A 21,078-nucleotide genomic window follows, 5' to 3' on the forward strand; every position below is an offset into this window, starting at 1 on the left:
GCCGCAGGCGGGCTCCGATCTCGCGCTGGTACGCACGCGCGCCGTGCCTCAAGGCGATGGCACCTACAAGCTTTTCGGCACGAAGATCTTCATTACCTACGGCGAGCACGACATGGCGAAGAACATCGTCCATCTCGTGCTGGCGCGCACGCCCGACGCGCCCGAAGGCGTGAAGGGCATTTCACTGTTTCTCGTGCCGAAGTTCATGGTGAACGACGACGGCTCGTCCGGCGAGCGCAACGACGTGCATTGCGTGTCGATCGAACACAAGCTCGGCATCAAGGCGAGCCCGACCGCCGTCTTGCAATACGGCGACCACGGCGGCGCAACCGGCTATCTGATCGGCGAGGAGAACCGCGGGCTCGAGTACATGTTCATCATGATGAACGCGGCGCGCTTCGCGGTCGGCATGCAGGGCGTCGCGGTGTCGGAGCGCGCGTATCAGCAGGCGGTCGCGTATGCGAAGGAGCGCGTGCAGAGCCGCCCCGTCGACGGCTCGGCGAAGCAGCCGGTCACGATCATCCATCACCCGGACGTGCGCCGCATGCTCTCGACGATGCGCGCGCTGACCGAAGGCGCCCGCGCGCTCGCCTACGTCGCGGCGGCGCACTGCGATCTCGCGCATCGTCATCCCGACGAGACGGCGCGCGCGAGCCATCAGGCGATCTACGAATTCCTCGTGCCGATCGTGAAGGGCTGGAGCACGGAGCTGTCGATCGAGGTCGCGAGCCTCGGCGTGCAGGTGCATGGCGGGATGGGCTTCATCGAAGAGACGGGCGCCGCGCAGCACTACCGCGACGCGCGCATCCTGACGATCTACGAGGGCACGACCGCGATCCAGGCGAACGACCTGATCGGGCGCAAGACGGTGCGCGACGGCGGCGCGACCGCGCAGGTGCTGCTCGCACAGATCGATCAGACGATTTCAGCGCTTGCCGAACGCGACGGCCAGCCGTTCAAGTCGATGCACCGTCATCTGAGCGCGGGCAGCCTGTCGCTTGCGCGGGTCATCGAATTCGTCGTCGCGAAGTTCAGGACCGATCCGAATGCGGTGTTCGCGGGCAGCGTGCCGTATCTGAAGCTCGCGGGCATCGTGCTTTCGGGCTGGCAGATGGCGCGTGCGCTGCTGGTGGCAAGCGAAAAGCGCGGCGAAGACGAAGCGTTCTATGGCGCCAAGATAGCCACCGCGCAGTTCTTCGCGGAGCACGTGCTGTCGCAGGCGCCGGGGATCGAGGCGTCGGTTGTCAGCGCGAGCGGCAGCGAGGGCGTGCTCGCGCTGCGCGAAGACCAGTTCTGAAATGATCTGAAATCGCGTGCCGCAAATGAGAACGGCGTCCTGAGGGCGCCGTTCTTCGTTCAGGCATGTTTCGACGCGAGCGCGTTACGCCTTCGCGTAGGACGGCCGCGTGTTCACGCGCGTGTCGCCGAAATAACGGTGCACCGACAGATCGTCCGACTGGATCGCCGGCTGCTTGCCGGACATCAGGTCGGCGAGCAATTGTCCGGAGCCGCACGACATCGTCCAGCCGAGCGTGCCGTGGCCCGTGTTCAGGAACAGGTTCGGCACCGGCGTGCGGCCGACGATCGGCGTGCCGTCCGGCGTCATCGGGCGCAGGCCGGTCCAGAACGACGCCTGCGACGTGTCGCCGCCGCCGGGGAACAGGTCGTTCACGCACATTTCGAGCGTTTCGCGGCGCGCCTGCTTCAGCTTCTTGTCGTAACCGACGATCTCCGCCATCCCGCCGACGCGAATCCGGTCGTTGAAACGCGTGATCGCGATCTTGTACGTCTCGTCGAGCACGGTGGATACCGGCGCGGCGGCGTCGTTGGCGACCGGCGCGGTGATCGAATAGCCCTTCAGCGGATAGACAGGGATCTTGACCAGATCGCCGAGCAGCTTCGGCGAATACGAGCCGAGCGCCACCACGTATGAGTCGCCGCGCACCATTTCGCTGCCGCACTGCACGCCCGCGATGCGCCCGTGGCTCACGGCGAGCGCGTCGATAGGCGTGTTGTAGCGGAACTTCACGCCGAGCGCTTCGGCCATCGCGGCGAGGCGTGTGGTGAATTTCTGGCAGTCGCCGGTTTCGTCGTTCGGCAGGCGCAGGCCGCCCGTCAGCTTGTGCGACACGGCGGCGAGCGCGGGCTCGGCCTTGAACAGCTCGGCCGGCGACAGCAGTTCGAACGGCACGTTCGCATCCTTCAGCACGGCGATGTCCTTCGCCGCGCCGTCGAGCTGCTGCTGCGTGCGGAACACCTGCAGCGTGCCACCCGTGCGCCCTTCGTATTCGATACCGGTGTCGGCGCGCAGTGCCTGCAGGCAGTCACGGCTGTATTCGGCGAGGCGCACCATCCGGCCCTTGTTGACCGTGTAGCGGTCCTGCGTGCAGTTCTGCAGCATCTTCCACATCCACTGCAACTGGAACGCAGTGCCGTCGAGGCGGATCGCAAGCGGCGCGTGCTTCTCGAACATCCATTTGACGGCCTTCAGCGGCACGCCGGGCGCCGCCCACGGCGACGCGTAGCCAGGCGAAATCTGGCCGGCGTTGGCGAAGCTCGTTTCGAGGGCAGGGCCCGCCTCGCGGTCGATGACCGTGACTTCGTGGCCCGCGCGGGCGAGGTAATAAGCGCTCGTAACGCCAACGACGCCGCTTCCCAGAATGACGATTTGCATGAATTCTCCGTGCAGATTTCAATATGTCGTCACTCGCGCGCGTTCGAATAGTGGATCGAAGCCAGGATTGACGGGTGGTCCAGTGTTATCGCCTATACTATTGAGATACCTCCAGTTTTTGTTATTGTATTTGGCCGATTTTCAGTAAAAACACATGAGAACGCATCGTAACCCGGTCCGCGCCCTCGACAAGCTCGATCACAAGATCCTGAACATCCTCCAGCAGGACGGCCGCATCGCCATGAAGGACCTGGCGGAGCGCGTCGGGCTGTCGGTCACGCCGTGCATCGAGCGCGTGAAGCGCATGGAGCGCGACAGCGTGATCACCGGCTATTACGCGCGCGTCAATCCGGTGGAACTGGGCGCGGCGCTGCTTGTGTTCGTCGAAATCACGTTGGATCACAAGAGCGGCAACATGTTCGAGCAGTTCCGGCGCGAAGTGCAGCGCATTCCGGAGGTGCTGGAATGCCATCTCGTGTCGGGCGATTTCGACTATCTGATCAAGGCGCGCATCGGCGAAATGGCGGACTACCGGAAGCTGCTCGGCGACATCCTGCTGCAGCTGCCGGGCGCGGTGCAGTCGAAGAGCTATGTGGTGATGGAAGAAATCAAGGAGACGCTGACAATTCTCGTCGACGTCTGATCGGGCTTGCGGTTGCTCCACGATACTGTATATTTATACAGTATTCATCGAGTCTTTAGCCGCAATGTCCTCCACCGACCGCGAATTTCCCGTCGCTCCGCCCGCGCCGTACAAGGGGCGGGGCGCCGTCTCGAACGTGCAGGGGCGCTACGAGAAGGACGAGCGCGAGCGTGTCGACGACGGCTGGCTGCATTCGGGCGAGCCCGGGGACGGCGATGAGGCGCCTGCGTTGCGCACACGCGTTTTCGAGGAGCGCGCCAAAAGCATCCTGACGCGCAACGCGTCGCCGGACATACCGTTCACCGTCTCGCTCAACCCGTACCGCGGCTGCGAGCACGGATGCATCTATTGCTTTGCCCGGCCGACGCACAGTTACCTCGGCCTGTCGCCGGGGCTCGACTTCGAAAGCCGCATCTACGCAAAGGTCAACGCGGGCGAACTGCTCGAACGCGAGCTTGCGAAGCCGTCCTACCGGCCCGAGCCGATCGCGCTCGGCGTCAACACCGACGCCTATCAGCCCGTCGAGCGCGATCTGCGCATCACGCGCCGGGTAATCGAAATCCTGCACGAGCGCGGGCATCCGTTCGCGGCGATCACGAAATCGTCGCTGATCGAGCGCGATATCGACCTCCTCGCGCCCATGGCCGAGCGCGGGCAGGTCATGGCGGCGATCACCGTGACCACGCTCGACGCCACCATCGCGCGCACGCTCGAGCCGCGCGCGGCAACGCCGTCGCGGCGCCTGCGCACGATCCGCACGCTGAGCGAGGCGGGCATTCCCGTCGGCGTCAGCATCGCGCCGGTGATTCCGTTCGTCACCGAGCCGGATATGGAGCGCGTGCTGGAAGCCTGCGCCGAAGCGGGCGCGACGAGCGCGAGCTACATCGTGCTGCGTCTGCCGTGGGAAGTCGCGCCGCTGTTCAAGGACTGGCTTGCCGCGCATTTCCCGGACCGGGCGGAGCGCGTGATGGGCCGCGTGCGCGACATGCGCGGCGGCAAGGATTACGACTCGAACTTTGCGACCCGGATGAAGGGCGAGGGCCTGTGGGCCGACATGCTGAAGCAGCGTTTCAAGAACGCGACGAAGCGGCTCGGCCTCAATGCGCGGCAGCGCGGGATTCTGGACATGTCGGGATTCCAGCGCCCGGCACCGGCGCTTTCACGGCGGGAAGCGACCGGCCGCGCGGACGATGCGCAACTCGATCTGTTTTGATGTCGGCGGACAGGAGGCGAGCGGGGCAGTGCGGGCAGGCGTTCGGGCCGCCCGGCAGGAACGCTGGCGGCAGCGTTATTGCGACAGCGCCTTGGCCGCTTCGACCTGGCCCTCGAAATAGGTCTGGAACGTGAGCGCGAGTCCTGTCATCAGCAGGAACGCGCCGATCAGCAGCGAAAAGATCACGACGAAGATCACGGTCCAGCCGGAGCGGCTCTCCTTGCCGGTGCCGGCGTTGAACTGGGCGTCCCATTTGGCGTCGGGCCGCAATCCGTAGACGATCGCCGACAGGAACGCCGCTAGGAGCGACGCGGCGCCGGGAAACGCGAGGATCCAGCCGAGCAGCGACGCGCGCTCGGTCGCCGCGAGCAGCATGTAGCCCGCGGCCCCCAGCAGGATGCCGACGATGTGCGCCCAGCCGAACTTGTCGCGCATGCCATACAGATAGAAGCGATGCACGCCGATGCTGCCGAAAAAGAATGCCAGCGCGGCGGCGAGTGTCTTCGAGCGGAAGCGCGGGACGGCGCGCTCGCTGGACGGGTTCGAGGCGGGCGGCTGCGTGGCGGAGGACGAGGGGTTCATCGGTAAATGATTTGGAGGGGCGTGGCTCATGAAAGCGTGACAGGCGAGCGGCGCACTGCACGCGTCACGCCCGACGCGGGCATTCTACGCCCCCGCGCCCGGGCACGGCACGTGAGCGGCAGCCGCGACGCGCGGCGGCTCAAGCATCTTCTTACGAGAGCGCCATCGAAGCCCTGCCCCTATCGCGTTTCTTTCATAAGAAAAAGCACGCACCGTGCGCCTTACGCAAACCCGCATCTCGATAAATCCGGTTAAGTGTTTGTTAAGGCTCCGGTTTGAAGCTATAATCGCGTGTTTTGGTAGTTCCGAACCCCGGTTTTCAAGGATTTCAGCATGGTCATCATCCGCTTGGCTCGTGGCGGCTCGAAGAAGCGCCCCTTTTACAACATCGTCGCAACCGATTCGCGTAGCCGCCGTGACGGCCGCTTCATCGAGCGCGTGGGTTTCTACAACCCCGTCGCGACCAAAGGCGAATCGCTGCGCATCGCGCAAGACCGCCTGACCTACTGGCAAGGCGTTGGCGCGCAACTGTCGCCGACCGTCGAGCGTCTGGTCAAGCAATCGCAGCAAGCACAGCCGGCTGCCTGAGTGAAGATCGGCGGAAAGCGTGCACCGCAGGCCGGTGCGCATGATTCCGTCGAAATTTGCCGGCGAGGTTCGCTTGAGACTTGCTCCGTGTTTCGCTTCGAGGTTCGCAAATGACTGCGCGTGATCCGGATTCGGGCCAGGCGCGTCGCGCGAAGCCGGTGCAGAACGAAGTTGCCGGCGGAACTGCCAGTCAGGCAACCGCGGCAAACGCGGAAACTGCGGCCGCCGAGGCCGCCGCCGCCACGTTTGGTGCGTTTGTCCGCAAGCCGGGCGCGCGCCGCGTGGCTGTCGATGTTTCAGGCACTGCGCAAAACGCGACGATCGAACCTGTCGACAGCCTTCCGGACGACGCGATCGAAGTTGGCGCGGTCGTCGATGCCTACGGGCTGAAGGGCTGGGTCAAGGTGGTGCCGCATGCCCACGCGGGGCACGGCGGCGACGCGATGCTGGCGGCAAAGCGTTGGTGGCTCGTGAAGGGCGGCGAGCGCAAGTCGGCGCGCTGCGTGCAGTCGAAGGTGCACAGCGACACGGTCGTCGCGCACCTGGCGGGCTGCGAGGATCGGGATGCGGCCCTCGCGCTGCGCGGTCACACGGTGCACATTTCGCGCAGCGACTTTCCGAAGCTCAGCGACGACAACGAATTTTACTGGGTCGATCTGATCGGCCTGGATGTCGTGAACGAGGCGGGCGTGGCGTTGGGCCGCGTCGCCGACATGATCGACAACGGCGCGCATTCCATCATGCGCATCGAATATCCGGCCTTAGCGAAAGACGGCAGGCCGACCACCGGCGAGCGTCTGATTCCGTTCGTCGGCGTGTACGTCAAGACGGTGGATCAGGGGGCGAAGAAGATCGTCGTCGACTGGGACGCCGACTATTAATACCTGTAACGAACGGAGAGGGCGATGCAGTTCGACGTCGTGACGCTCTTTCCCGAGATGTTTCGCGGGCTCACCGACTGGGGCATCACGAGCCGGGCGGTGAAGCAGGAGCGGTTCGGGCTGCGCACGTGGAATCCGCGCGATTTCACGACCGACAACTACCGGACCGTCGACGACCGTCCGTATGGCGGCGGTCCCGGCATGGTCATGCTGGCGCGACCGCTCGAAGACGCGATTGCCGCGGCGAAGGCCGCGCAGGCGCAGCAGGGTATCGCGGGCACGCGGGTGGTGATGATGTCGCCCCAGGGTGCGACACTCAATCACGATCGCGTGATGCGATTCGCGCAGGAGCCCGGTCTAGTGCTGCTGTGCGGCCGTTACGAAGCGATCGACCAGCGTCTGATCGACCGCGTCGTCGACGAAGAGGTAAGCCTCGGCGACTTCGTGCTGTCAGGCGGCGAACTGCCGGCGATGGCGCTGATCGATGCCGTCGTGCGACAGCTTCCGGGCGTGCTGAACGATTCGCAGTCGGCGGTGCAGGACAGTTTCGTCGACGTGCTGCTCGACTGCCCGCACTACACGCGGCCGGAAGAATACGAAGGCGTGCGGGTCCCCGATGTGCTGTTGAGCGGTCATCACAAGGAAATCGATGCGTGGCGGCGGCGCGAGGCGCTCAAGAGCACGCAGGAGAAGCGTCCCGATCTGATCGCGCGGGCGCGCAGGAACAAGATGTTGAGCCGTGCCGACGAGGCATGGCTCGCAAGTCTCGCGAAGGAGGCATCGAAAGCGCAGTAGTTTTCGCGCGCTTGCGGGCCGACAAGCGGGACACCAAGGCGGCGCCAGCCCTTCGAGGACGGCGCCAGATGTGAACCCATCCTCTACCGGGGCCGCGCGACGCGAGGCACACAACTTCGGCAAGATGGCACCAGGAGTCAGTAATGAATCTGATTGAAAAACTCGAGCAGGAAGAAATCGCCCGCGCACTCGGCGACAAGACCATCCCCGACTTCGCTCCGGGCGACACGGTGGTGGTGAGCGTCAACGTGGTCGAAGGTACGCGCAAGCGTGTCCAGGCTTACGAAGGTGTGGTGATCGCCAAGCGCAACCGCGGTCTGAACTCGAACTTCATCGTCCGCAAGATTTCGTCGGGCGAAGGCGTCGAGCGTACGTTCCAGACCTACTCGCCGCTGCTCGCGAGCATCGTCGTGAAGCGCCGCGGTGACGTGCGTCGTGCGAAGCTGTACTACTTGCGCGAGCGTTCGGGCAAGTCGGCTCGAATCAAGGAAAAACTGGTCTCGAAAGACCGTGCCGCTTCCAAGGAATAAGAGCTGCACCGAAAAAAGCACCCACCCGGGTGCTTTTTTCTTTGATGTGTTCAAATTGCAGTACCGTCCCGACTCCTTTCCCCCCACGTGTCCCCGAGCAAGCCTTCCACCCCGCGCATTCTCGAGCCCGAAATTCTGCCCGTCGTTTCGACTGGCGCCGACCTGCCGCCCCTTGTCCCCGAGCGTCTGACCCCCGACAGCTTGCGCGAGCGTTTCACGCGTACGCCCGAATGGGCCCAGGAAGCGCCCGAAGCCCGCATCAAGGCGATTGGCGGCGATCCGCGCGTCGCGTCGGTGCTGGTGCCGCTCGTCGTGCGCGATGAAGGGCTGACCGTGCTGCTCACGCAGCGCGCCGATCACTTGTCCGACCACGCCGGGCAGATCAGCTTCCCCGGCGGCCGGCGCGAGCCGGAAGACGCCGATGCCGCCGCCACCGCGTTGCGCGAGGCGCGCGAAGAAGTGGGGCTCGCGCCGGAGCGCGTCGAGGTGCTGGGCGCGATGCCTGAGTATCTGACGGGCACCGGTTTTCGCGTGACGCCGGTCGTCGGGCTCGTCCATCCGCCGTTCACGCTCGAAGCCGACAAGCTCGAAGTGGCCGATATCTTCGAAGTGCCGCTCGCGTTCCTGATGAACCCGGCCAATCACGAAGTGCGCCTCTTTCGCTGGGAAGGCGGCGAGCGTCGTTTTTTTGCGATGCCGTACGTCGCGGACGAAAAAAAGGCTCCGTATTTCATCTGGGGCGCAACGGCCGGCATGTTGCGCAATTTCTACCGCTTCCTCGCGGCCTGAGCGGCACGGTGCCCGCGCCGCGCGGCAGGCGGCGATTACTTAGCGCGCTAAACGCGTGCGGCGCTGTGCTATCGTTACGCGAAATTCGTAAAACTCGAATGTCTCGGCGCTTCGCATGACTTTTTTCTCCGTATTGCTGGCTCTCATCATCGAGCAGGTGCGTGCGCTCTCGCCGCACAATCCCGTTTCCGCGCTGCTCAAATATCATGCGGAATCGACGGCGCACGGATTCGATGCCGGCAAGCAGAAGCACGGCATTCTCGCGTGGCTCGTGGTCGTCCTGCCGTGGACGCTCGCGGTCGGTCTCATCTATTACGTGCTGTACCGCATCAACTTCGCGCTCGCGTTTCTGTGGAACGTCGTGATCGTGTATTTCACGCTCGGCTTCCGGCAGTTCAGCCACTATTTCACCGACATCCATCTCGCGCTCAACAACGACGACGTGCCGCGCGCCCGCGAAGTGCTCGCCGAATGGACGGGGCTCGACACAGTCGACATGCCGGTAAGCGAGATCGTCCGGCATACGCTCATCTATGCGGTCGTGGCGTCGCATCGGCACGTGTTTGGCGTGTTTTTCTGGTTCCTGATTCCGGTCGGGCCGGCGGGCGCGGTGTTCTACCGGATCGCTGAACACCTTGCGCGTGCGTGGTCCAGGCCGAGCGACGAGCGCACCGTCGCGTTTTCGTCGTTCGCGCAGCGGGCGTTTTTCTTTATCGACTGGGTGCCGGCGCGGCTGACGGCGCTCGGTTTTGCGATCGTCGGGAATTTCGAAGACGCCATCTATGCGTGGCGCAATCACGCGCGGCAGTGGCCGGACGCCAACGAGGGCGTGCTGCTTGCCGCGGGCAGCGGGGCGCTCGGGGCGCGGCTCGCGGGGCCGCTGGCCGAGCCGCTGAGCGTCGAGGCGCTCGCCGTCGGCGATGCGAGCCCGATGCCGGTCGGCGACGACTGCACGCCGCGCACGCTGCAATCGGCCGTCGGGCTCGTCTGGCGCGCCGTGATCCTGTGGATGCTGCTGCTGCTGATGCTGACCATCGCCGTCTGGCTGGCGTAGGTCGCGCGGCGGATGCCGCTCAGTCGTCGAGCGGATTGCGGGCCGTGCCGCACTGCCAGCACACGGTGAATTGCGGCTCGAGCGTTTCTCCGCAGTTTGCGCAGCGCCAGGGACGCGCATTCTGCGCCGGCCCGCTTCTCGCGCGCTCCAGGATACCGTGCGCGAGCGCTTCGTCGCGGTCGTCGACGATCCAGATCTCCGGCGCGCACTGATCTGCCGGAATATCGCCGAGCGCACCGTTCAGAAACCGGTTGTGCAGTTCACACGGCACGCCCGCCGTGACCAGCACGTTCACCCAGTGCTGCGCCGTGATCAGGTTCGGAGCGCGCGTCAGTCTTTTCATGTCGGTGCGCCGCGGGTCGGCGCCGGGTGCCGGCGAAATTCGCTCATCGGACGCTCATCGGACAATCTGGCTGGCTTCGTGCACGAGCTGCGCATACAGCGCGTGGCGTTCCGGTGCGATTTTTCCTTCATCGACCGCTTCGAGAATCGCGCAGCCCGGCTCGTGCAGATGATGGCAGTTGTAGAAACGGCATTTTCCGAGAAACGGCCGGAAGTCGGCGAACGCGCGCTCGAGCTGTCCCTCCGACAGGTGATGCAGCCCGAACTCCTGAAAGCCCGGCGAGTCGATCAGCGAGCCGCCGCCCGGCAGCGGATAGAGCCGCGTGAACGTGGTCGTGTGGCGGCCGCTATTGAGGGCCGTCGATATCTCGCGCGTCGCGGCCTCGGCGTCCGGCACGAGAATGTTCACGAGCGTCGACTTGCCCATGCCGGACTGGCCGAGCAGCAGCGTGGCGCGGCCCTTGAGCCGCGCGTCGAGTTGCGGATGCACGGCGCCGGGCGCCGCCTTCGCGGAGAGCTCGATCACCGTGTAGCCGAGTTCCCGGTACGGCGCGAGGCGCTTTCTCGCGAACGGCAGCGCCGCTTCCACGTCGATCTTGTTCAGCACGATCAGGGGTTCCAGTTCGTGTGCCTCGGCCGCGATCAGCGCCCGTCCGAGCAGGTCCTCGCTGAAATGCGGCTCGGTGGCGAGCACGATCAGCAACTGATCGAGATTCGCCGCGAAGAGCTTCGACTTGAACTGATCCGACCGGTAGAGCAGGTTGCGCCGCTCGCCGATGCGGACGATCACCCCCTGGTCCGCCGACGACCGCTCGTACGTCACGCGGTCGCCGACCGCCACTTCGCTTCGCTTGCCGCGCGGGAAGCACTGGAGCATGGCGCCGCCGTCGGCGGGGGCGACGAGATAATGCCGCCCGTGCGCCGCGATCACCGTGCCTTCTATTCCCGCTGCGGCCGCGCGCGCGCCCTTCGAGCCGCGCGCCGTCATGCGGCGTGCTGCATCAGGCGGTCGATCCGCTGCGAGGCGGGCGGATGCGAATAGTAGAACGCCGTGTAGAGCGGATCGGGGGTGAGCGTCGACGCGTTGTCCTCGTAGAGCTTCACGAGCGCGTTCACGAGATCCTTCGGATCGGTCTGGCTGGCGGCGAACGCGTCGGCTTCGAACTCGTGCTTGCGCGAGCTGAGGCTGCCGAGCGGCGTCACGAAGAACATGAAGACGGGCAGCGCGAGCATGAAGAGCACGAGCGCGAGGCCGTTGTTGCTCTCGACGAGCGACGGCCGCACGCCGAGCCCCTCGTAGAACCACACCGTCTGCGCGAGCCAGCCGAGGAGGGCGAGCATCGCGAGGCTGATCGCGAACATGACGATCAGGAGTTTCAGCACATGACGGCGCTTGAAATGGCCGAGTTCGTGCGCGAGCACTGCTTCGATCTCGCTGCCCGAGAGGCGCGCGAGCAGCGTGTCGAAGAAGACGATGCGCTTGGCCGCGCCAAAGCCCGTGAAATACGCGTTGCCGTGCGCGGAGCGGCGGCTGCCGTCCATGACGAACAGCCCCTTCGCCGCGAAACCGGTGCGCGACATCAGGTTCTCGATGCGGGCGCGCAGCGCCTCGTCCCGAAGCGGTTCGAACTTGTTGAAGAGCGGCGCGATGAACGTGGGGTAGACCACCATCGCGAGCAGCTGGAAGGCGACCCACACCATCCAGGTCCACAGCCACCAGAGCGGGCCTGCGCGGTCCATCAGCCACAGCGTGACGAACAGAAGCGGCAGGCCGACCGCGATGCCGAGCAGCACGCCCTTCACGAGATCGACGAAAAAGAGCTTCTTCGACATCCGGTTGAAGCCGAATTTCTCCTCGATCACGAAATGCCGCGCGTAGTCGAACGGCAGGTCGATCAGGCTCGTGATCGCGACCACCGCCGCCACCAGCGCGATCTGTCCGGCATAGCCGCGGCCGAGCCAGTCGCTTATGGCGAGATCGAGCTGCTGGACGCCGCCGAGCAGCGTGAGCGCGATCAGCACGGCCGCGCTCACGACGACCTCGATCATCGTGAGCCGGGTGCGCTCCACGGTGTAGTCGGCGGCGCGCTGGTGGGCGGCGAGCGGAATCGTGCCGGTGAACTGCTGCGGCACGTCGTTGCGGTTCGCCGCCACGTGCCGGATCTGGCGCGAGGCCAGCCAGAGCTTGGTTCCGACCATCGCGACGAGCGCGACGACGAACACCGCCGAGAATACGAGATTGAGATTGGACATCCGGGGGATTCCGATTGAACTATGCGAGAATTATAGGTTCTTGGCCGTCGCCGCGTGGGGCTGAACGGGTCCTGCGCGGGTCCTGCGCGGTTCCTGCAAAGGTCTTTCACGGCAGTGCATGCACGCCTCGTTGCCGGGTCAATGCAGACCCGGGCGCGCAACCCCGGCCGCGCAAACCCGGCCACTCACCCAGGCACCTTTCATGACCGACATTCTCGACCTTTCCGGGCAAGCCAGCCCCGCCGTCCTCGCGCGCACCGACATGAATCTGGTATGGCTCGACATGGAAATGACCGGGCTCGATCCGGATAACGACCGCATCATCGAAATCGCGGTCGTCGTGACGAATTCGACGCTCGACACGCTCGTGGAAGGGCCGGTGCTCGCGATTCATCAGGACGAGGAAGCGCTCGGCAGAATGGACGAATGGAACCGCAACACGCACGGCCGCTCCGGGCTGACCGAGCGCGTGCGGGCTTCGACGGTGAATGAAGCCGAGGCGACGCGCCAGATCCGCGAATTTCTCGGCCAGTACGTGCCGCCCGGCAAGTCGCCGATGTGCGGCAACTCGATCTGCCAGGACCGCCGGTTCATGGCGCGCTGGATGCCGGAACTGGAAGCGTTTTTCCACTATCGCAACCTCGATGTCAGCACACTGAAGGAACTGTGCCGCCGCTGGCAGCCGGCAATCTACAAGGGCTTCCAGAAGCGCGCGATGCATACGGCGCTCGCCGATATCCACGAGTCCATCGACGAACTCAAGTACTACCGCGAGCATTTCCTGATTCCCGCGCCGAGCGCGCCCACCGATCCGGCCGCGGGCGACGCATCCTAATCCTTGGCCGGGCGGATCGCGCTCTTCGGCCTGAACGCGGCCACGACTTCCGGCCGCGTCTCCACATACGGCCCGCCGATCAGGTCGATGCAGTACGGCACGGCGGCGAAGATGCCCGGCACGCGCGTGCCGCCTTCGCCGTCTTTCAGGCCTTCCAGCGTTTCGCGGATCGACTTCGGCTGGCCGGGCAGATTGATGATGAGCGCCGCGTGGTCCGATGTTTCGCGGATCACGGCGACCTGCCGCGACAGAATCGCCGTCGGCACGAAGTTCAGGCTGATCTGGCGCATCTGCTCGCCGAAGCCGGGCATCGGCTTCGTGGCGACGGCGAGCGTCGCCTCGGGCGTCACGTCGCGCCGGGCCGGGCCGGTGCCGCCCGTGGTGAGCACGAGATCGCAGCCGATCACGTCGGCGAGCTCGATGAGCGTTGCGGAAATGATCGCGGCGTCGTCCTGGATCAGGCGCGTTTCGGTGCGCCAGGGCGTGGCGAGCGCCTCGCCGAGCCAGGTTTCGAGGGACGGAATGCCCTTGTCCTCATAGACGCCCTGCGAGGCGCGGTCGCTGATCGACACGAGGCCGACCACCAGTTCGTCGGGATGATTACGCGTTGGTCTCGTCATCTTCTTCACCGGATGCGGCTTCTGCGGAGTCGTCGTCTTCTTCCACGCCCGCCGCGTTCTTGATCCACTGGAACAGCTCCCGGAAATAGCGCGGCGGCTTTTGCTGCTCGCGTTCCTTGCGCGCGTTGCGAATCAGCGTGCGGCCCTCCTGCGGATCGACGCCCGGATGCTGCCGGATGAATTCGGTCAGGGCGGCGTCGTCGGCGAGGAGCTTTTCGCGCGTGCGCTCGATCCAGTGCAGCTTCGCCGTCTCGGCGCGGTTCACACCGCGATGGGTGTCGAGCGCCGTGCGCAGCGCGGCGGTTTCGTCGTCGGTGAGCGAGCGCATCACGCGGCCGACGTATTGCACCTGGCGGCGCTTGCCCTCGTGATCGGTGATGCGGCGCGCTTCGCGCACGGCGTCGCCGAGGCTTTCGGGCATCGGCATGCGCTTCAGCGCATCTTTCGGCAGCGCGATGAGCGCCTCGCCCAGCTCCTGCAGCGCGTGCATGTCGCGCTTGAGCTGGGATTTGCTTGGACGGTCGTAGCCGTTGTCGTCGTCGTCCTGCGCGGCGGCGTGGGCGGAATCGATCGGTTGAATGCGGGTTTTACGGTTCATGGGCGGTATTGTATCGCCCGCCGTGCCCGGGCGGGCGGCGCGGGCGCACCGGCCTGGCGCGCCCGCCGGCCCGGGCGCGGGAAACGCGTGAGCCGTCGTTCGATGTTGGCGGGTGAATCCGCGCCGACCTTGCTATGATCGCGTGATACGCGCTCGATGCCGCGCGTCGGCAGGCGAAAGAGGGCAGGACACCATCGCAACGAACACGCGGCCGGACGACGGCCCGATTCCCAAAGGCAACGAAAAATGGCAGCAGACATGGACGTCAAGCAACGCTTTTTCCCGCACACCCAGGACGAGCTGAAGGAAATCGCGTCCGACATCCTGCGCCACGCGAAGGAACTCGGTGCGACCGACGCGGCCACCGAAATTTCCGAGGGCGACGGGCTGTCGGTGAGCGTGCGTCGCGGCGAGGTCGAGACGATCGAGCACAATCGCGACAAGATGGTCGGCGTGACGGTTTTCATCGGCAAGAAGCGCGGCAACGCGAGCACGTCTGACTTTTCGCGCGAGGCGCTGAAGGACACCGTCGCCGCCGCGTACAACATCGCGCGCTTCACGGCGGAAGACAGCGCGGCGGGTCTCGCGGAGGCCGAGCTGCTGGAAATGTCGCCGCAGGACCTCGATCTCTACCATCCGTGGGAGATCGACGCCGAGGAGGCCGCCGACATCGCGCGCCGCGCGGAGGGCGCCGCGTTCGCGGTCGATCCGCGCATCGCCAATTCGGAGGGCGCGAGCGTATCGGCGCAGCATTCGCAGTTCGTGCTCGCCACGTCGCGCGGGTTCCTGGCGGGTTATCCGTATTCGCGGCACTACATCGCGTGCGCGCCGATCGCCGGCAGCGGCCGCGACATGCAGCGCGACGACTGGTACACGTCCCGGCGCAGCGCCGCCGACCTCGCGTCGCCGGAAGCCGTCGGACGATATGCGGCCGAGCGCGCCTTGTCGCGCATCGGCGCACGCAGCCTCGACACGCGCAAGTGCCGGGTGCTCTTCGAGGCGCCGCTCGCGGCCGGCATTCTCGGCGCGTTCGTGCAGGCGGTGAGCGGCGGCGCGCTGTATCGCAAGACCACGTTCCTCGTCGACAGCCTCGGCAAGCCGGTGTTCGCGCCGCACGTCCAGGTGGTGGAAGACCCGCACGTGCGCGGCGGCATGGGCAGCGCGCCCTTCGACGAGGAAGGCGTGCGCACGCAGCGCCGCAACGTCGTGGAAGACGGCGTGGTGCAGGGGTATTTCCTGTCGACGTATTCGGCGCGCAAGCTCGGCATGAAGACGACCGGCAACGCGGGCGGCTCGCACAACCTGTCGCTGCGCAGCTCGCGCACGTCGCCCGAGGACGATTTCGAGCAGATGCTCAAGAAGCTCGGCACCGGCCTGCTGCTGACCGAACTGATGGGGCAGGGCGTGAATTACGTGACGGGCGACTATTCGCGCGGCGCGTCGGGCTTCTGGGTCGAGAACGGGAAGATCCAGTATCCGGTGGAGGAAATCACGGTGGCGAGCACGCTGCAGGAGATGTTCCGCCACATCGAGGCGATCGGCGCGGATACGGTCGTGCGCGGGACGAAGGAGATCGGCTCGGTGCTGATCGAGAGGATGACGGTGGCGGGCCAGTAAGGCGGTCGCTCCGGAGGAAAAAAATCCCGGATGACGCAGGTCATCCGGGATTTTCTTTTTCGTCGACGGTGTTCCGGAGGCGCTACCAGATCGTTACGCGATCCTCGGGCAATCGTGCCATCGGGGCACCCGGCGCGCAGGCGAACGCTGCGGCAAACGACGGCAGATTCGACACAGGCCCGTTCGCCCGGAACTTGCCCGGAGCGTGCACGTCGGTGGCGACGTCGTCGCGGATCGTCGCTTCTGTAGCCTTGTTTCGCCAGTTTCTGGCCCACGCCAGGAAATTGCGCTGCTGCTGGGTGTAGCCATCGACGGGGCGGTCAGCGGACGGCTCGCGCGCGAGACGCAGGGCGAGCGCGTCGCGCGCGGTGCTGAGGCCTCCCAGGTCGGCGATATTTTCCACCTCGGTGAGTGCGCTGTTCACCCGCAGTCCCGGCAGCACCTCGTAGGCGTCGAACTGCCGGTTGAGCCTTGCGACGCGCGCCTCGAACCGCGCCTTGTCCCCGTTTTGCCACCAGTCGGATTCATTGCCCGCTGCGTCGAACTTCGAGCCGGCCGTATCGAATCCATGCGTGATCTCATGCGCGATCACAGTGCCGATTCCGCCGTAGTTCAGCGCGGGGTCCGCTTTCAGGTCGAGATACGGCGGCTGCAGGATGGCGGCGGTCAGCACGACGCTGTTGTCCTGCGGCGAATACGTGCCGTTGACGATATGCGGACCGATCGACCATTCGTCCCGGTCCACTGCCTTGCCGATCCTGGCCATCTCCGTCTTGTGGTCGAAGGCGAGAACGGCCATCGCATTGTTGAAATAGGACGTGCCAGGAAGTTTCAGTTGCGATACGTCGGGACCGTCCTTCGGGGCGCCGATCTTGAAGACCATCGCCTGCTCTTTTTCCAGCGCGCGCGCCGTGGTCTGCGGACTGAGCCATTCCGACGCCCGCAGGCGCGCCCGAAAGGCGGCACGCATATCGTTCACGATGACCTGGGTGGCGGCCACTGCCGCGGGCGAAAAAGCCTTGCCTGCGTAAGCCGCGCCCATCGCGCGGCTCAGTATCCCGTCCTCCTGGCTGAATCCCGCGAGAATCTGGTCCGGTCGCTCCTGCTCGGCTTGCATGCCCTTGAGGGTCTTGTCATAAAAGTTGAACTCCTCCTCGCGCAGCGCCCTGGACAGGTACATCGACGCGGCGTGGATGAGCGAATATCGCAGCGCTGCCTTCCATTGATCGAGCGGAACGCTCGTCATCATCTTGCCTAGCTCGCTGTAGAACGCCTGATGAGGCATCGCGAACGATTCGGGTGAACTCACGCCCTGCGCCCTGAAAAACGCATTCCAGTCGAGCGGCGGCGTAAGCCGGTTCGCCTCCGGGATGCTGACCATGTCTTTTACGCCGCCCGGTTCGTTCGATTGTTCCTCCGTGGGCGAAACCGTCGCCAGCCGCGTTTCGAAATCGAGCACCTTCCGGGCTGCGGCATGGGCGTCGCCTTGCGGCATGCCGGTCAACTCGAACGAACGCGCGGCGGACGCGACGAACGCCTCGCGTGTTTCCGCTTGAGCGGGGTCCAGATAGGTGTCGCGAGTGGGAAGGCTCAGGCGGGCCGGTGCCAGCATGGCGATATGGCGCGTGGCGTCGGCGAAGCCGGGCGCCGCGCTCGCCTTGAAGAGGATGGCCCGGCCATCGCCCGCGGATCCCGTCAGATAGGCGGCGAGGCTCGCCGTGTCCCTGATCGCGTCGATTTTCGCGAATTGCGGGATGAGCGGCGTGACGCCCGCGCGATCCGGTGCGGCTTCATCCAGCGCGACGCGGTAGTAGCTGCTGACCAGTTGGCTGTACGGGTCCGATCCGCCGTTCTGGGCGATCTGCCGTTGCACCGCCTGGCTTTGCTCGCTGAGTTCGGCGAACTGGTCGATCGACGAGGCATCGTCGGAAATTTCGATGGAGTCGGCCCATTTTCTGTTGACGTGGGCGTTGAAGTCCTGGCACGCCGGGATGGATTTGTCGATTTGTGTGACATCGAAATTGGATCGGGCCGATATCACCGGACGCGTGCCGTTATCCGTTTCTTCATCCGTTTCGTTGTCCGATCCACCACACGCGGCAAGCATGACTGTGGCGGCTGCGATGGCCGTGACCGTGAATCTGTATTGCTTCATTGCGCCTCTCGGTGCTGTTTAGTTCGAACCCAGAAATCCGTATCAAAATCAATCGGATGACTAATGAAAAAAGAGGTTTGAAGTCTATCAGCGGTCTGATTCAGAGAATTCCGAAAGTGCGCGGCGCCCAGTCAGCGCCTGGCGATGCAGGAGGGCGCAAAAAAGCCGCGCTCGCGACGTGCGCGAGCGCGGCTTGCAAAACACGGACGCGGGGCGCTCAGCCCGTGCGTCGATAGGTCACGAACGCGTACTCGAAATCGTTCGGCGCGGCGGCGCGATGCGTTTCGCTGCGCGACGCCTCGATCCATTGCGACGGATCGAGCGCGTCGAACTTCGTATTGCCCTCGAAATCGGCGTCGATCTCGGTGACGATCACCGTGTCGGCGTGGTGGATCGCCTCGCGATACAGCTGCGCCCCGCCGATCACGAACGCTTCATCCGCCTGATCGCCGGCGGCGAGGGCGAGGGCGTCGTCGAGATTCGTGACCGTGTCGCAGCCTTCGTAACGGCGCGCGGCATCGCGCGACACCACGATGTTGCGGCGGCCCGGCAGCGGCCGGCCGATCGATTCGTGCGTCTTGCGGCCCATGATGATGGGCGAGCCCATCGTCGTGCGCTTGAAGTAGGCGAGGTCTTCCGGCAGGCGCCAGGGCAGTTGGTTGTCGCGTCCGATCACGCCATTGCGCGCGCGGGCGACGATCAGGGTCAGCGTCGTCATGTAAGGGCAGAAGGTGGGAGCCAGGGCCGCCGCCGAATCCGGGCGATCCGGGCGGCCGGCAGGCGGGCTCCAATTCTAACCGACGCACGAATCCGCCCGACGCAAAGGCGCGGGACCGCGCAGATCTAGCCCGATGCGCAGGTCTTCGCCGCGCCGGAGGCGTCCGGTATCGCTTCGACGGGCACCGGCAGCGGTTCCGGCACGGGAGCGGGAACCGGAACCGGCGGGGGCGCCGGCGGCGTGATCTCGTCCCAGAGCGTGACACTGTTGTTGCGGTGCGTCACTCGCGCGATCGCCGGGGTGGCGCTTTTGTCGGGACTCGTGGCCGCGTCCGCCAGCGCGCACCCAAACGCGGGACGTGACGAGTCCTCACCACCGTGGTGCAGAGGGCGCTTCAATTCCATTCCGGCCTCGGAGGAATCCCCGGCAATGCCGCCCGCGCCGCCCGCCATGGCGGCGTTCGCTTCAGCGCCAAATGGAAAGAGTGCCAGTGCCAGCCCGGTATTGGCGAAAACGAGAGTCGAATTCGAAACCAGCTGGCCGAACGTCCGTGCGCTAATACGCATTTCTTACTCCTGTCGCGCGCTCCATTTAGCGAAATTTATGCCACTCGCGGCAATCCCTTACCGCGTCTAATTGCAGTGAAAAATGACGCTAATACCGGGCGGACAAACGGACGAAAACGTTTCACGTGTGAAACGAGAGCCCCGAAATCGAGCAAATAAGACTGAATTGGTGAACCGTTTCTTGTCTTATTAATGGAGGTTTAACCGGTTTTAATAAATATTTGAAAAATTCATGAAAAGCCCGCCGGACGGGGCTTTCAGGGATTGCGTCCGACCAATTGAGGATATTTGTTTTAGAAATTGGCTGCTTATAGTAGTCTCTCAAAAACGGCTCAGCATCAAACAAGGGGTTCGCAGCAAACCAGCGATGCCAAGTGTGTCGATCAAGGGGGCCATGTCGTTTTGAATAACTGCATGACGCACGAGGAGCGTGCGGGCACAGAACACCGCGATGTACCGAGGGCCTGAACTATGCGACCTTTTCAACGAACGTTGAACAAAGGATCTGAATAATGGAAGTCGCTCGGCGGCAACTCATATATGTGACTCGCGATCCCAGCGAGGCGCTGTGCGCGCGATTCGAGGAGCGCGGATGGCACATTGAGATCGTGGCGAGTGCGCGCGATGCGCGCAAATCGCTGCGCAGCGATCTGGCGATTGGCGGTTTGCTCGACCTGTCGAGCCGCTTCGAATCTCACGAGCTGGCGGCGTTCGAAGCGTCGCTCACGCTGACCAATGTGGGCTGGGTGGCCGCGACGGTATCCGGACAACTGGAAGACGCGGCCGTGCGCCGGCTGATTCGCGACTATTGCTTCGACTACGTGACGCTGCCGACGTCGAACGACCGCATCGTCGATTCCGTCGGCCATGCGTACGGCATGGTGTCGCTGCACGACGCGGCGTCGAACGACGCCCGCGCAACGGGCGCCGAGGGGCGCGCCGAAGGCGAGATGGTGGGTTCGTGCGAGGCGATGCTCGCGCTCTTCCGCTCGATCCGCAAGGTCGCGATGACCGACGCGCCGGTCTTCATCTCCGGCGAATCGGGCACCGGCAAGGAACTGACGGCGGTGGCGATCCACGAGCGCTCGTCGCGCCGCGACCAGCCGTTCGTCGCGATCAACTGCGGGGCGATTCCCGCGCATCTCCTGCAGTCGGAACTGTTCGGCTACGAGCGCGGCGCGTTCACCGGCGCGAACCAGCGCAAGATCGGACGGGTCGAGGCGGCCAATGGCGGCACGCTCTTTCTCGATGAAATCGGCGATTTGCCGCTGGAAAGCCAGGCGAGCCTGCTGCGCTTCCTGCAGGAGCGCAAGGTCGAGCGCCTGGGCGGCCACGGCTCGACGCCGGTCGACGTGCGGATCATCTCCGCGACCCACGTCGACATGCAGACCGCGATGATCGAAGGGCGCTTTCGCGCGGACCTGTATCACCGCCTGTGCGTGCTGCAGATCGACGAGCCGCCGCTGCGCGCGCGCGGCAAGGACATCGAGCTGCTCGCGAAGCACATGCTCGACCGCTTCAAGAAGGACGCGAGCCGGCGGTTGCGCGGCTTCTCGCCGTGCGCGATCGCGGCGATTCACAACTACGGCTGGCCTGGCAACGTGCGCGAGCTGATCAACCGGGTG

At 65.0% G+C, this 21,078-nt stretch carries 22 protein-coding genes; 12 read left to right on the top strand and 10 right to left on the bottom strand.

Going from position 1 to position 21,078, the window contains the following annotated elements:
• On the top strand, positions 1 to 1,297 hold a 1,297-nt coding region (locus BG61_RS34480), incomplete at its 5' end, for an acyl-CoA dehydrogenase family protein (RefSeq protein WP_035942761.1).
• An 84-nt stretch (positions 1,298 to 1,381) separates the two neighbouring features.
• Here BG61_RS34480 and BG61_RS34485 read toward each other — a convergent pair.
• Positions 1,382 to 2,674 carry a D-amino acid dehydrogenase gene (locus BG61_RS34485; RefSeq protein ID WP_035925550.1) on the bottom strand — a complete coding sequence of 431 codons (1,293 nt, stop codon included), beginning with the start codon at positions 2,672 to 2,674 and terminating at the stop codon, positions 1,382 to 1,384.
• A 154-nt stretch (positions 2,675 to 2,828) separates the two neighbouring features.
• Here BG61_RS34485 and BG61_RS34490 point away from each other — a divergent pair, with 154 nt between their 5' ends.
• Both BG61_RS34490 and BG61_RS34495 read left to right on the top strand, forming a co-directional pair.
• On the top strand, positions 2,829 to 3,317 hold the full coding sequence (locus BG61_RS34490) for an Lrp/AsnC ligand binding domain-containing protein (RefSeq protein ID WP_035925547.1): 489 nt from the start codon (positions 2,829 to 2,831) through the stop codon (positions 3,315 to 3,317).
• 64 nt (positions 3,318 to 3,381) lie between these two features.
• Positions 3,382 to 4,530 (top strand): PA0069 family radical SAM protein, encoded by a 1,149-nt coding sequence (locus BG61_RS34495; RefSeq protein ID WP_035925544.1) that lies wholly within the window; start codon positions 3,382 to 3,384, stop codon positions 4,528 to 4,530.
• Between the two features lie 75 nt (positions 4,531 to 4,605).
• On the opposite strand, the gene BG61_RS34500 is transcribed toward BG61_RS34495, so the two are convergent.
• Positions 4,606 to 5,112 (bottom strand): NINE protein, encoded by a 507-nt coding sequence (locus tag BG61_RS34500; RefSeq protein ID WP_035925541.1) that lies wholly within the window; start codon positions 5,110 to 5,112, stop codon positions 4,606 to 4,608.
• Between the two features lie 333 nt (positions 5,113 to 5,445).
• On the opposite strand from BG61_RS34500, the gene rpsP reads away from it, so the two are divergent.
• From rpsP to BG61_RS34530, 6 genes are all read left to right on the top strand, one after another.
• Positions 5,446 to 5,700, top strand: coding sequence for a 30S ribosomal protein S16 (gene rpsP, locus BG61_RS34505; RefSeq protein ID WP_035925539.1), 255 nt, complete (start codon positions 5,446 to 5,448; stop codon positions 5,698 to 5,700).
• Between the two features lie 110 nt (positions 5,701 to 5,810).
• Positions 5,811 to 6,581 (top strand): ribosome maturation factor RimM, encoded by a 771-nt coding sequence (rimM, locus tag BG61_RS34510; protein ID WP_035925536.1) that lies wholly within the window; start codon positions 5,811 to 5,813, stop codon positions 6,579 to 6,581.
• 24 nt (positions 6,582 to 6,605) lie between these two features.
• Positions 6,606 to 7,376 (top strand): tRNA (guanosine(37)-N1)-methyltransferase TrmD, encoded by a 771-nt coding sequence (gene trmD, locus BG61_RS34515; RefSeq protein ID WP_035925533.1) that lies wholly within the window; start codon positions 6,606 to 6,608, stop codon positions 7,374 to 7,376.
• A gap of 143 nt (positions 7,377 to 7,519) precedes the next feature.
• Entirely contained in the window at positions 7,520 to 7,906 is a 387-nt protein-coding gene (gene rplS / locus BG61_RS34520; RefSeq protein ID WP_035925532.1) for a 50S ribosomal protein L19, read from the top strand.
• Between the two features lie 87 nt (positions 7,907 to 7,993).
• The gene (locus BG61_RS34525) at positions 7,994 to 8,695 is read left to right on the top strand and encodes a CoA pyrophosphatase (protein WP_081868283.1); all 702 of its coding nucleotides are present in this window, start codon (positions 7,994 to 7,996) and stop codon (positions 8,693 to 8,695) included.
• A gap of 115 nt (positions 8,696 to 8,810) precedes the next feature.
• Positions 8,811 to 9,749 carry a CobD/CbiB family protein gene (locus tag BG61_RS34530; protein ID WP_035925529.1) on the top strand — a complete coding sequence of 313 codons (939 nt, stop codon included), beginning with the start codon at positions 8,811 to 8,813 and terminating at the stop codon, positions 9,747 to 9,749.
• 19 nt (positions 9,750 to 9,768) lie between these two features.
• On the opposite strand, the gene BG61_RS34535 is transcribed toward BG61_RS34530, so the two are convergent.
• Genes BG61_RS34535 through BG61_RS34545 form a run of 3 tightly spaced genes read right to left on the bottom strand, consistent with a single transcriptional unit; the run spans position 9,769 to position 12,344 of the window.
• Positions 9,769 to 10,092, bottom strand: a complete 324-nt coding sequence (locus BG61_RS34535) for a putative signal transducing protein (RefSeq protein WP_035925526.1) — start codon at positions 10,090 to 10,092, stop codon at positions 9,769 to 9,771.
• A gap of 54 nt (positions 10,093 to 10,146) precedes the next feature.
• The gene (gene rsgA / locus BG61_RS34540) at positions 10,147 to 11,079 is read right to left on the bottom strand and encodes a ribosome small subunit-dependent GTPase A (protein WP_035925524.1); all 933 of its coding nucleotides are present in this window, start codon (positions 11,077 to 11,079) and stop codon (positions 10,147 to 10,149) included.
• Complete coding sequence (locus BG61_RS34545) at positions 11,076 to 12,344, bottom strand: M48 family metallopeptidase (protein WP_035925519.1); 1,269 nt, start codon at positions 12,342 to 12,344, stop codon at positions 11,076 to 11,078. Before BG61_RS34545 ends, rsgA begins: the two co-directional genes overlap by 4 nt.
• A gap of 202 nt (positions 12,345 to 12,546) precedes the next feature.
• Here BG61_RS34545 and orn point away from each other — a divergent pair, with 202 nt between their 5' ends.
• Positions 12,547 to 13,179 carry an oligoribonuclease gene (gene orn, locus BG61_RS34550; RefSeq protein WP_035925518.1) on the top strand — a complete coding sequence of 211 codons (633 nt, stop codon included), beginning with the start codon at positions 12,547 to 12,549 and terminating at the stop codon, positions 13,177 to 13,179.
• Here orn and mog read toward each other — a convergent pair.
• Together mog and yjgA are read right to left on the bottom strand one after the other, a co-directional pair.
• Positions 13,176 to 13,799, bottom strand: a complete 624-nt coding sequence (gene mog, locus BG61_RS34555) for a molybdopterin adenylyltransferase (protein WP_075584292.1) — start codon at positions 13,797 to 13,799, stop codon at positions 13,176 to 13,178. The genes orn and mog overlap by 4 nt on opposite strands.
• Complete coding sequence (gene yjgA / locus BG61_RS34560) at positions 13,780 to 14,397, bottom strand: ribosome biogenesis factor YjgA (protein ID WP_035925513.1); 618 nt, start codon at positions 14,395 to 14,397, stop codon at positions 13,780 to 13,782. Before yjgA ends, mog begins: the two co-directional genes overlap by 20 nt.
• Before the next feature lie 246 nt (positions 14,398 to 14,643).
• Here yjgA and pmbA point away from each other — a divergent pair, with 246 nt between their 5' ends.
• On the top strand, positions 14,644 to 16,014 hold the full coding sequence (pmbA, locus tag BG61_RS34565) for a metalloprotease PmbA (protein ID WP_035925511.1): 1,371 nt from the start codon (positions 14,644 to 14,646) through the stop codon (positions 16,012 to 16,014).
• Between the two features lie 82 nt (positions 16,015 to 16,096).
• Here pmbA and BG61_RS34570 read toward each other — a convergent pair whose 3' ends face one another.
• The 3 genes from BG61_RS34570 to BG61_RS34580 form a co-directional block, all read right to left on the bottom strand.
• Positions 16,097 to 18,169, bottom strand: a complete 2,073-nt coding sequence (locus BG61_RS34570; RefSeq protein ID WP_051673001.1) for a M13 family metallopeptidase — start codon at positions 18,167 to 18,169, stop codon at positions 16,097 to 16,099.
• Positions 18,170 to 18,386: 217 nt separating this feature from the next.
• Entirely contained in the window at positions 18,387 to 18,887 is a 501-nt protein-coding gene (locus BG61_RS34575) for a dihydrofolate reductase (protein ID WP_035925509.1), read from the bottom strand.
• A gap of 125 nt (positions 18,888 to 19,012) precedes the next feature.
• A complete protein-coding gene (locus BG61_RS34580; protein WP_035925507.1) occupies positions 19,013 to 19,453 on the bottom strand; it encodes a hypothetical protein in 441 nt (146 codons plus the stop codon).
• 512 nt (positions 19,454 to 19,965) lie between these two features.
• Between BG61_RS34580 and BG61_RS34585 the strand changes: the two genes are divergently transcribed.
• Positions 19,966 to 21,078: sigma-54-dependent transcriptional regulator (locus tag BG61_RS34585; RefSeq protein WP_035942763.1), on the top strand; the 1,113-nt coding region annotated here is incomplete at its 3' end.

The sequence above is a fragment of the Caballeronia glathei genome, assembly GCF_000698595.1.
Classification (GTDB): domain Bacteria; phylum Pseudomonadota; class Gammaproteobacteria; order Burkholderiales; family Burkholderiaceae; genus Caballeronia; species Caballeronia glathei.

Bases quoted from the DNA above. Each gene is read 5' to 3' on its own strand.
- BG61_RS34485 (WP_035925550.1), bottom strand. From the start codon at position 2,674: ATGCAAATCGTCATTCTGGGAAGCGGCGTCGTTGGCGTTACGAGCGCT.
- BG61_RS34490 (WP_035925547.1), top strand. From the start codon at position 2,829: ATGAGAACGCATCGTAACCCGGTCCGCGCCCTCGACAAGCTCGATCAC.
- BG61_RS34495 (WP_035925544.1), top strand. From the start codon at position 3,382: ATGTCCTCCACCGACCGCGAATTTCCCGTCGCTCCGCCCGCGCCGTAC.
- BG61_RS34500 (WP_035925541.1), bottom strand. From the start codon at position 5,112: ATGAACCCCTCGTCCTCCGCCACGCAGCCGCCCGCCTCGAACCCGTCC.
- rpsP (WP_035925539.1), top strand. From the start codon at position 5,446: ATGGTCATCATCCGCTTGGCTCGTGGCGGCTCGAAGAAGCGCCCCTTT.
- rimM (WP_035925536.1), top strand. From the start codon at position 5,811: ATGACTGCGCGTGATCCGGATTCGGGCCAGGCGCGTCGCGCGAAGCCG.
- trmD (WP_035925533.1), top strand. From the start codon at position 6,606: ATGCAGTTCGACGTCGTGACGCTCTTTCCCGAGATGTTTCGCGGGCTC.
- rplS (WP_035925532.1), top strand. From the start codon at position 7,520: ATGAATCTGATTGAAAAACTCGAGCAGGAAGAAATCGCCCGCGCACTC.
- BG61_RS34530 (WP_035925529.1), top strand. From the start codon at position 8,811: ATGACTTTTTTCTCCGTATTGCTGGCTCTCATCATCGAGCAGGTGCGT.
- BG61_RS34535 (WP_035925526.1), bottom strand. From the start codon at position 10,092: ATGAAAAGACTGACGCGCGCTCCGAACCTGATCACGGCGCAGCACTGG.
- rsgA (WP_035925524.1), bottom strand. From the start codon at position 11,079: ATGACGGCGCGCGGCTCGAAGGGCGCGCGCGCGGCCGCAGCGGGAATA.
- BG61_RS34545 (WP_035925519.1), bottom strand. From the start codon at position 12,344: ATGTCCAATCTCAATCTCGTATTCTCGGCGGTGTTCGTCGTCGCGCTC.
- orn (WP_035925518.1), top strand. From the start codon at position 12,547: ATGACCGACATTCTCGACCTTTCCGGGCAAGCCAGCCCCGCCGTCCTC.
- mog (WP_075584292.1), bottom strand. From the start codon at position 13,799: ATGACGAGACCAACGCGTAATCATCCCGACGAACTGGTGGTCGGCCTC.
- yjgA (WP_035925513.1), bottom strand. From the start codon at position 14,397: ATGAACCGTAAAACCCGCATTCAACCGATCGATTCCGCCCACGCCGCC.
- pmbA (WP_035925511.1), top strand. From the start codon at position 14,644: ATGGCAGCAGACATGGACGTCAAGCAACGCTTTTTCCCGCACACCCAG.
- BG61_RS34570 (WP_051673001.1), bottom strand. From the start codon at position 18,169: ATGAAGCAATACAGATTCACGGTCACGGCCATCGCAGCCGCCACAGTC.
- BG61_RS34575 (WP_035925509.1), bottom strand. From the start codon at position 18,887: ATGACGACGCTGACCCTGATCGTCGCCCGCGCGCGCAATGGCGTGATC.
- BG61_RS34580 (WP_035925507.1), bottom strand. From the start codon at position 19,453: ATGCGTATTAGCGCACGGACGTTCGGCCAGCTGGTTTCGAATTCGACT.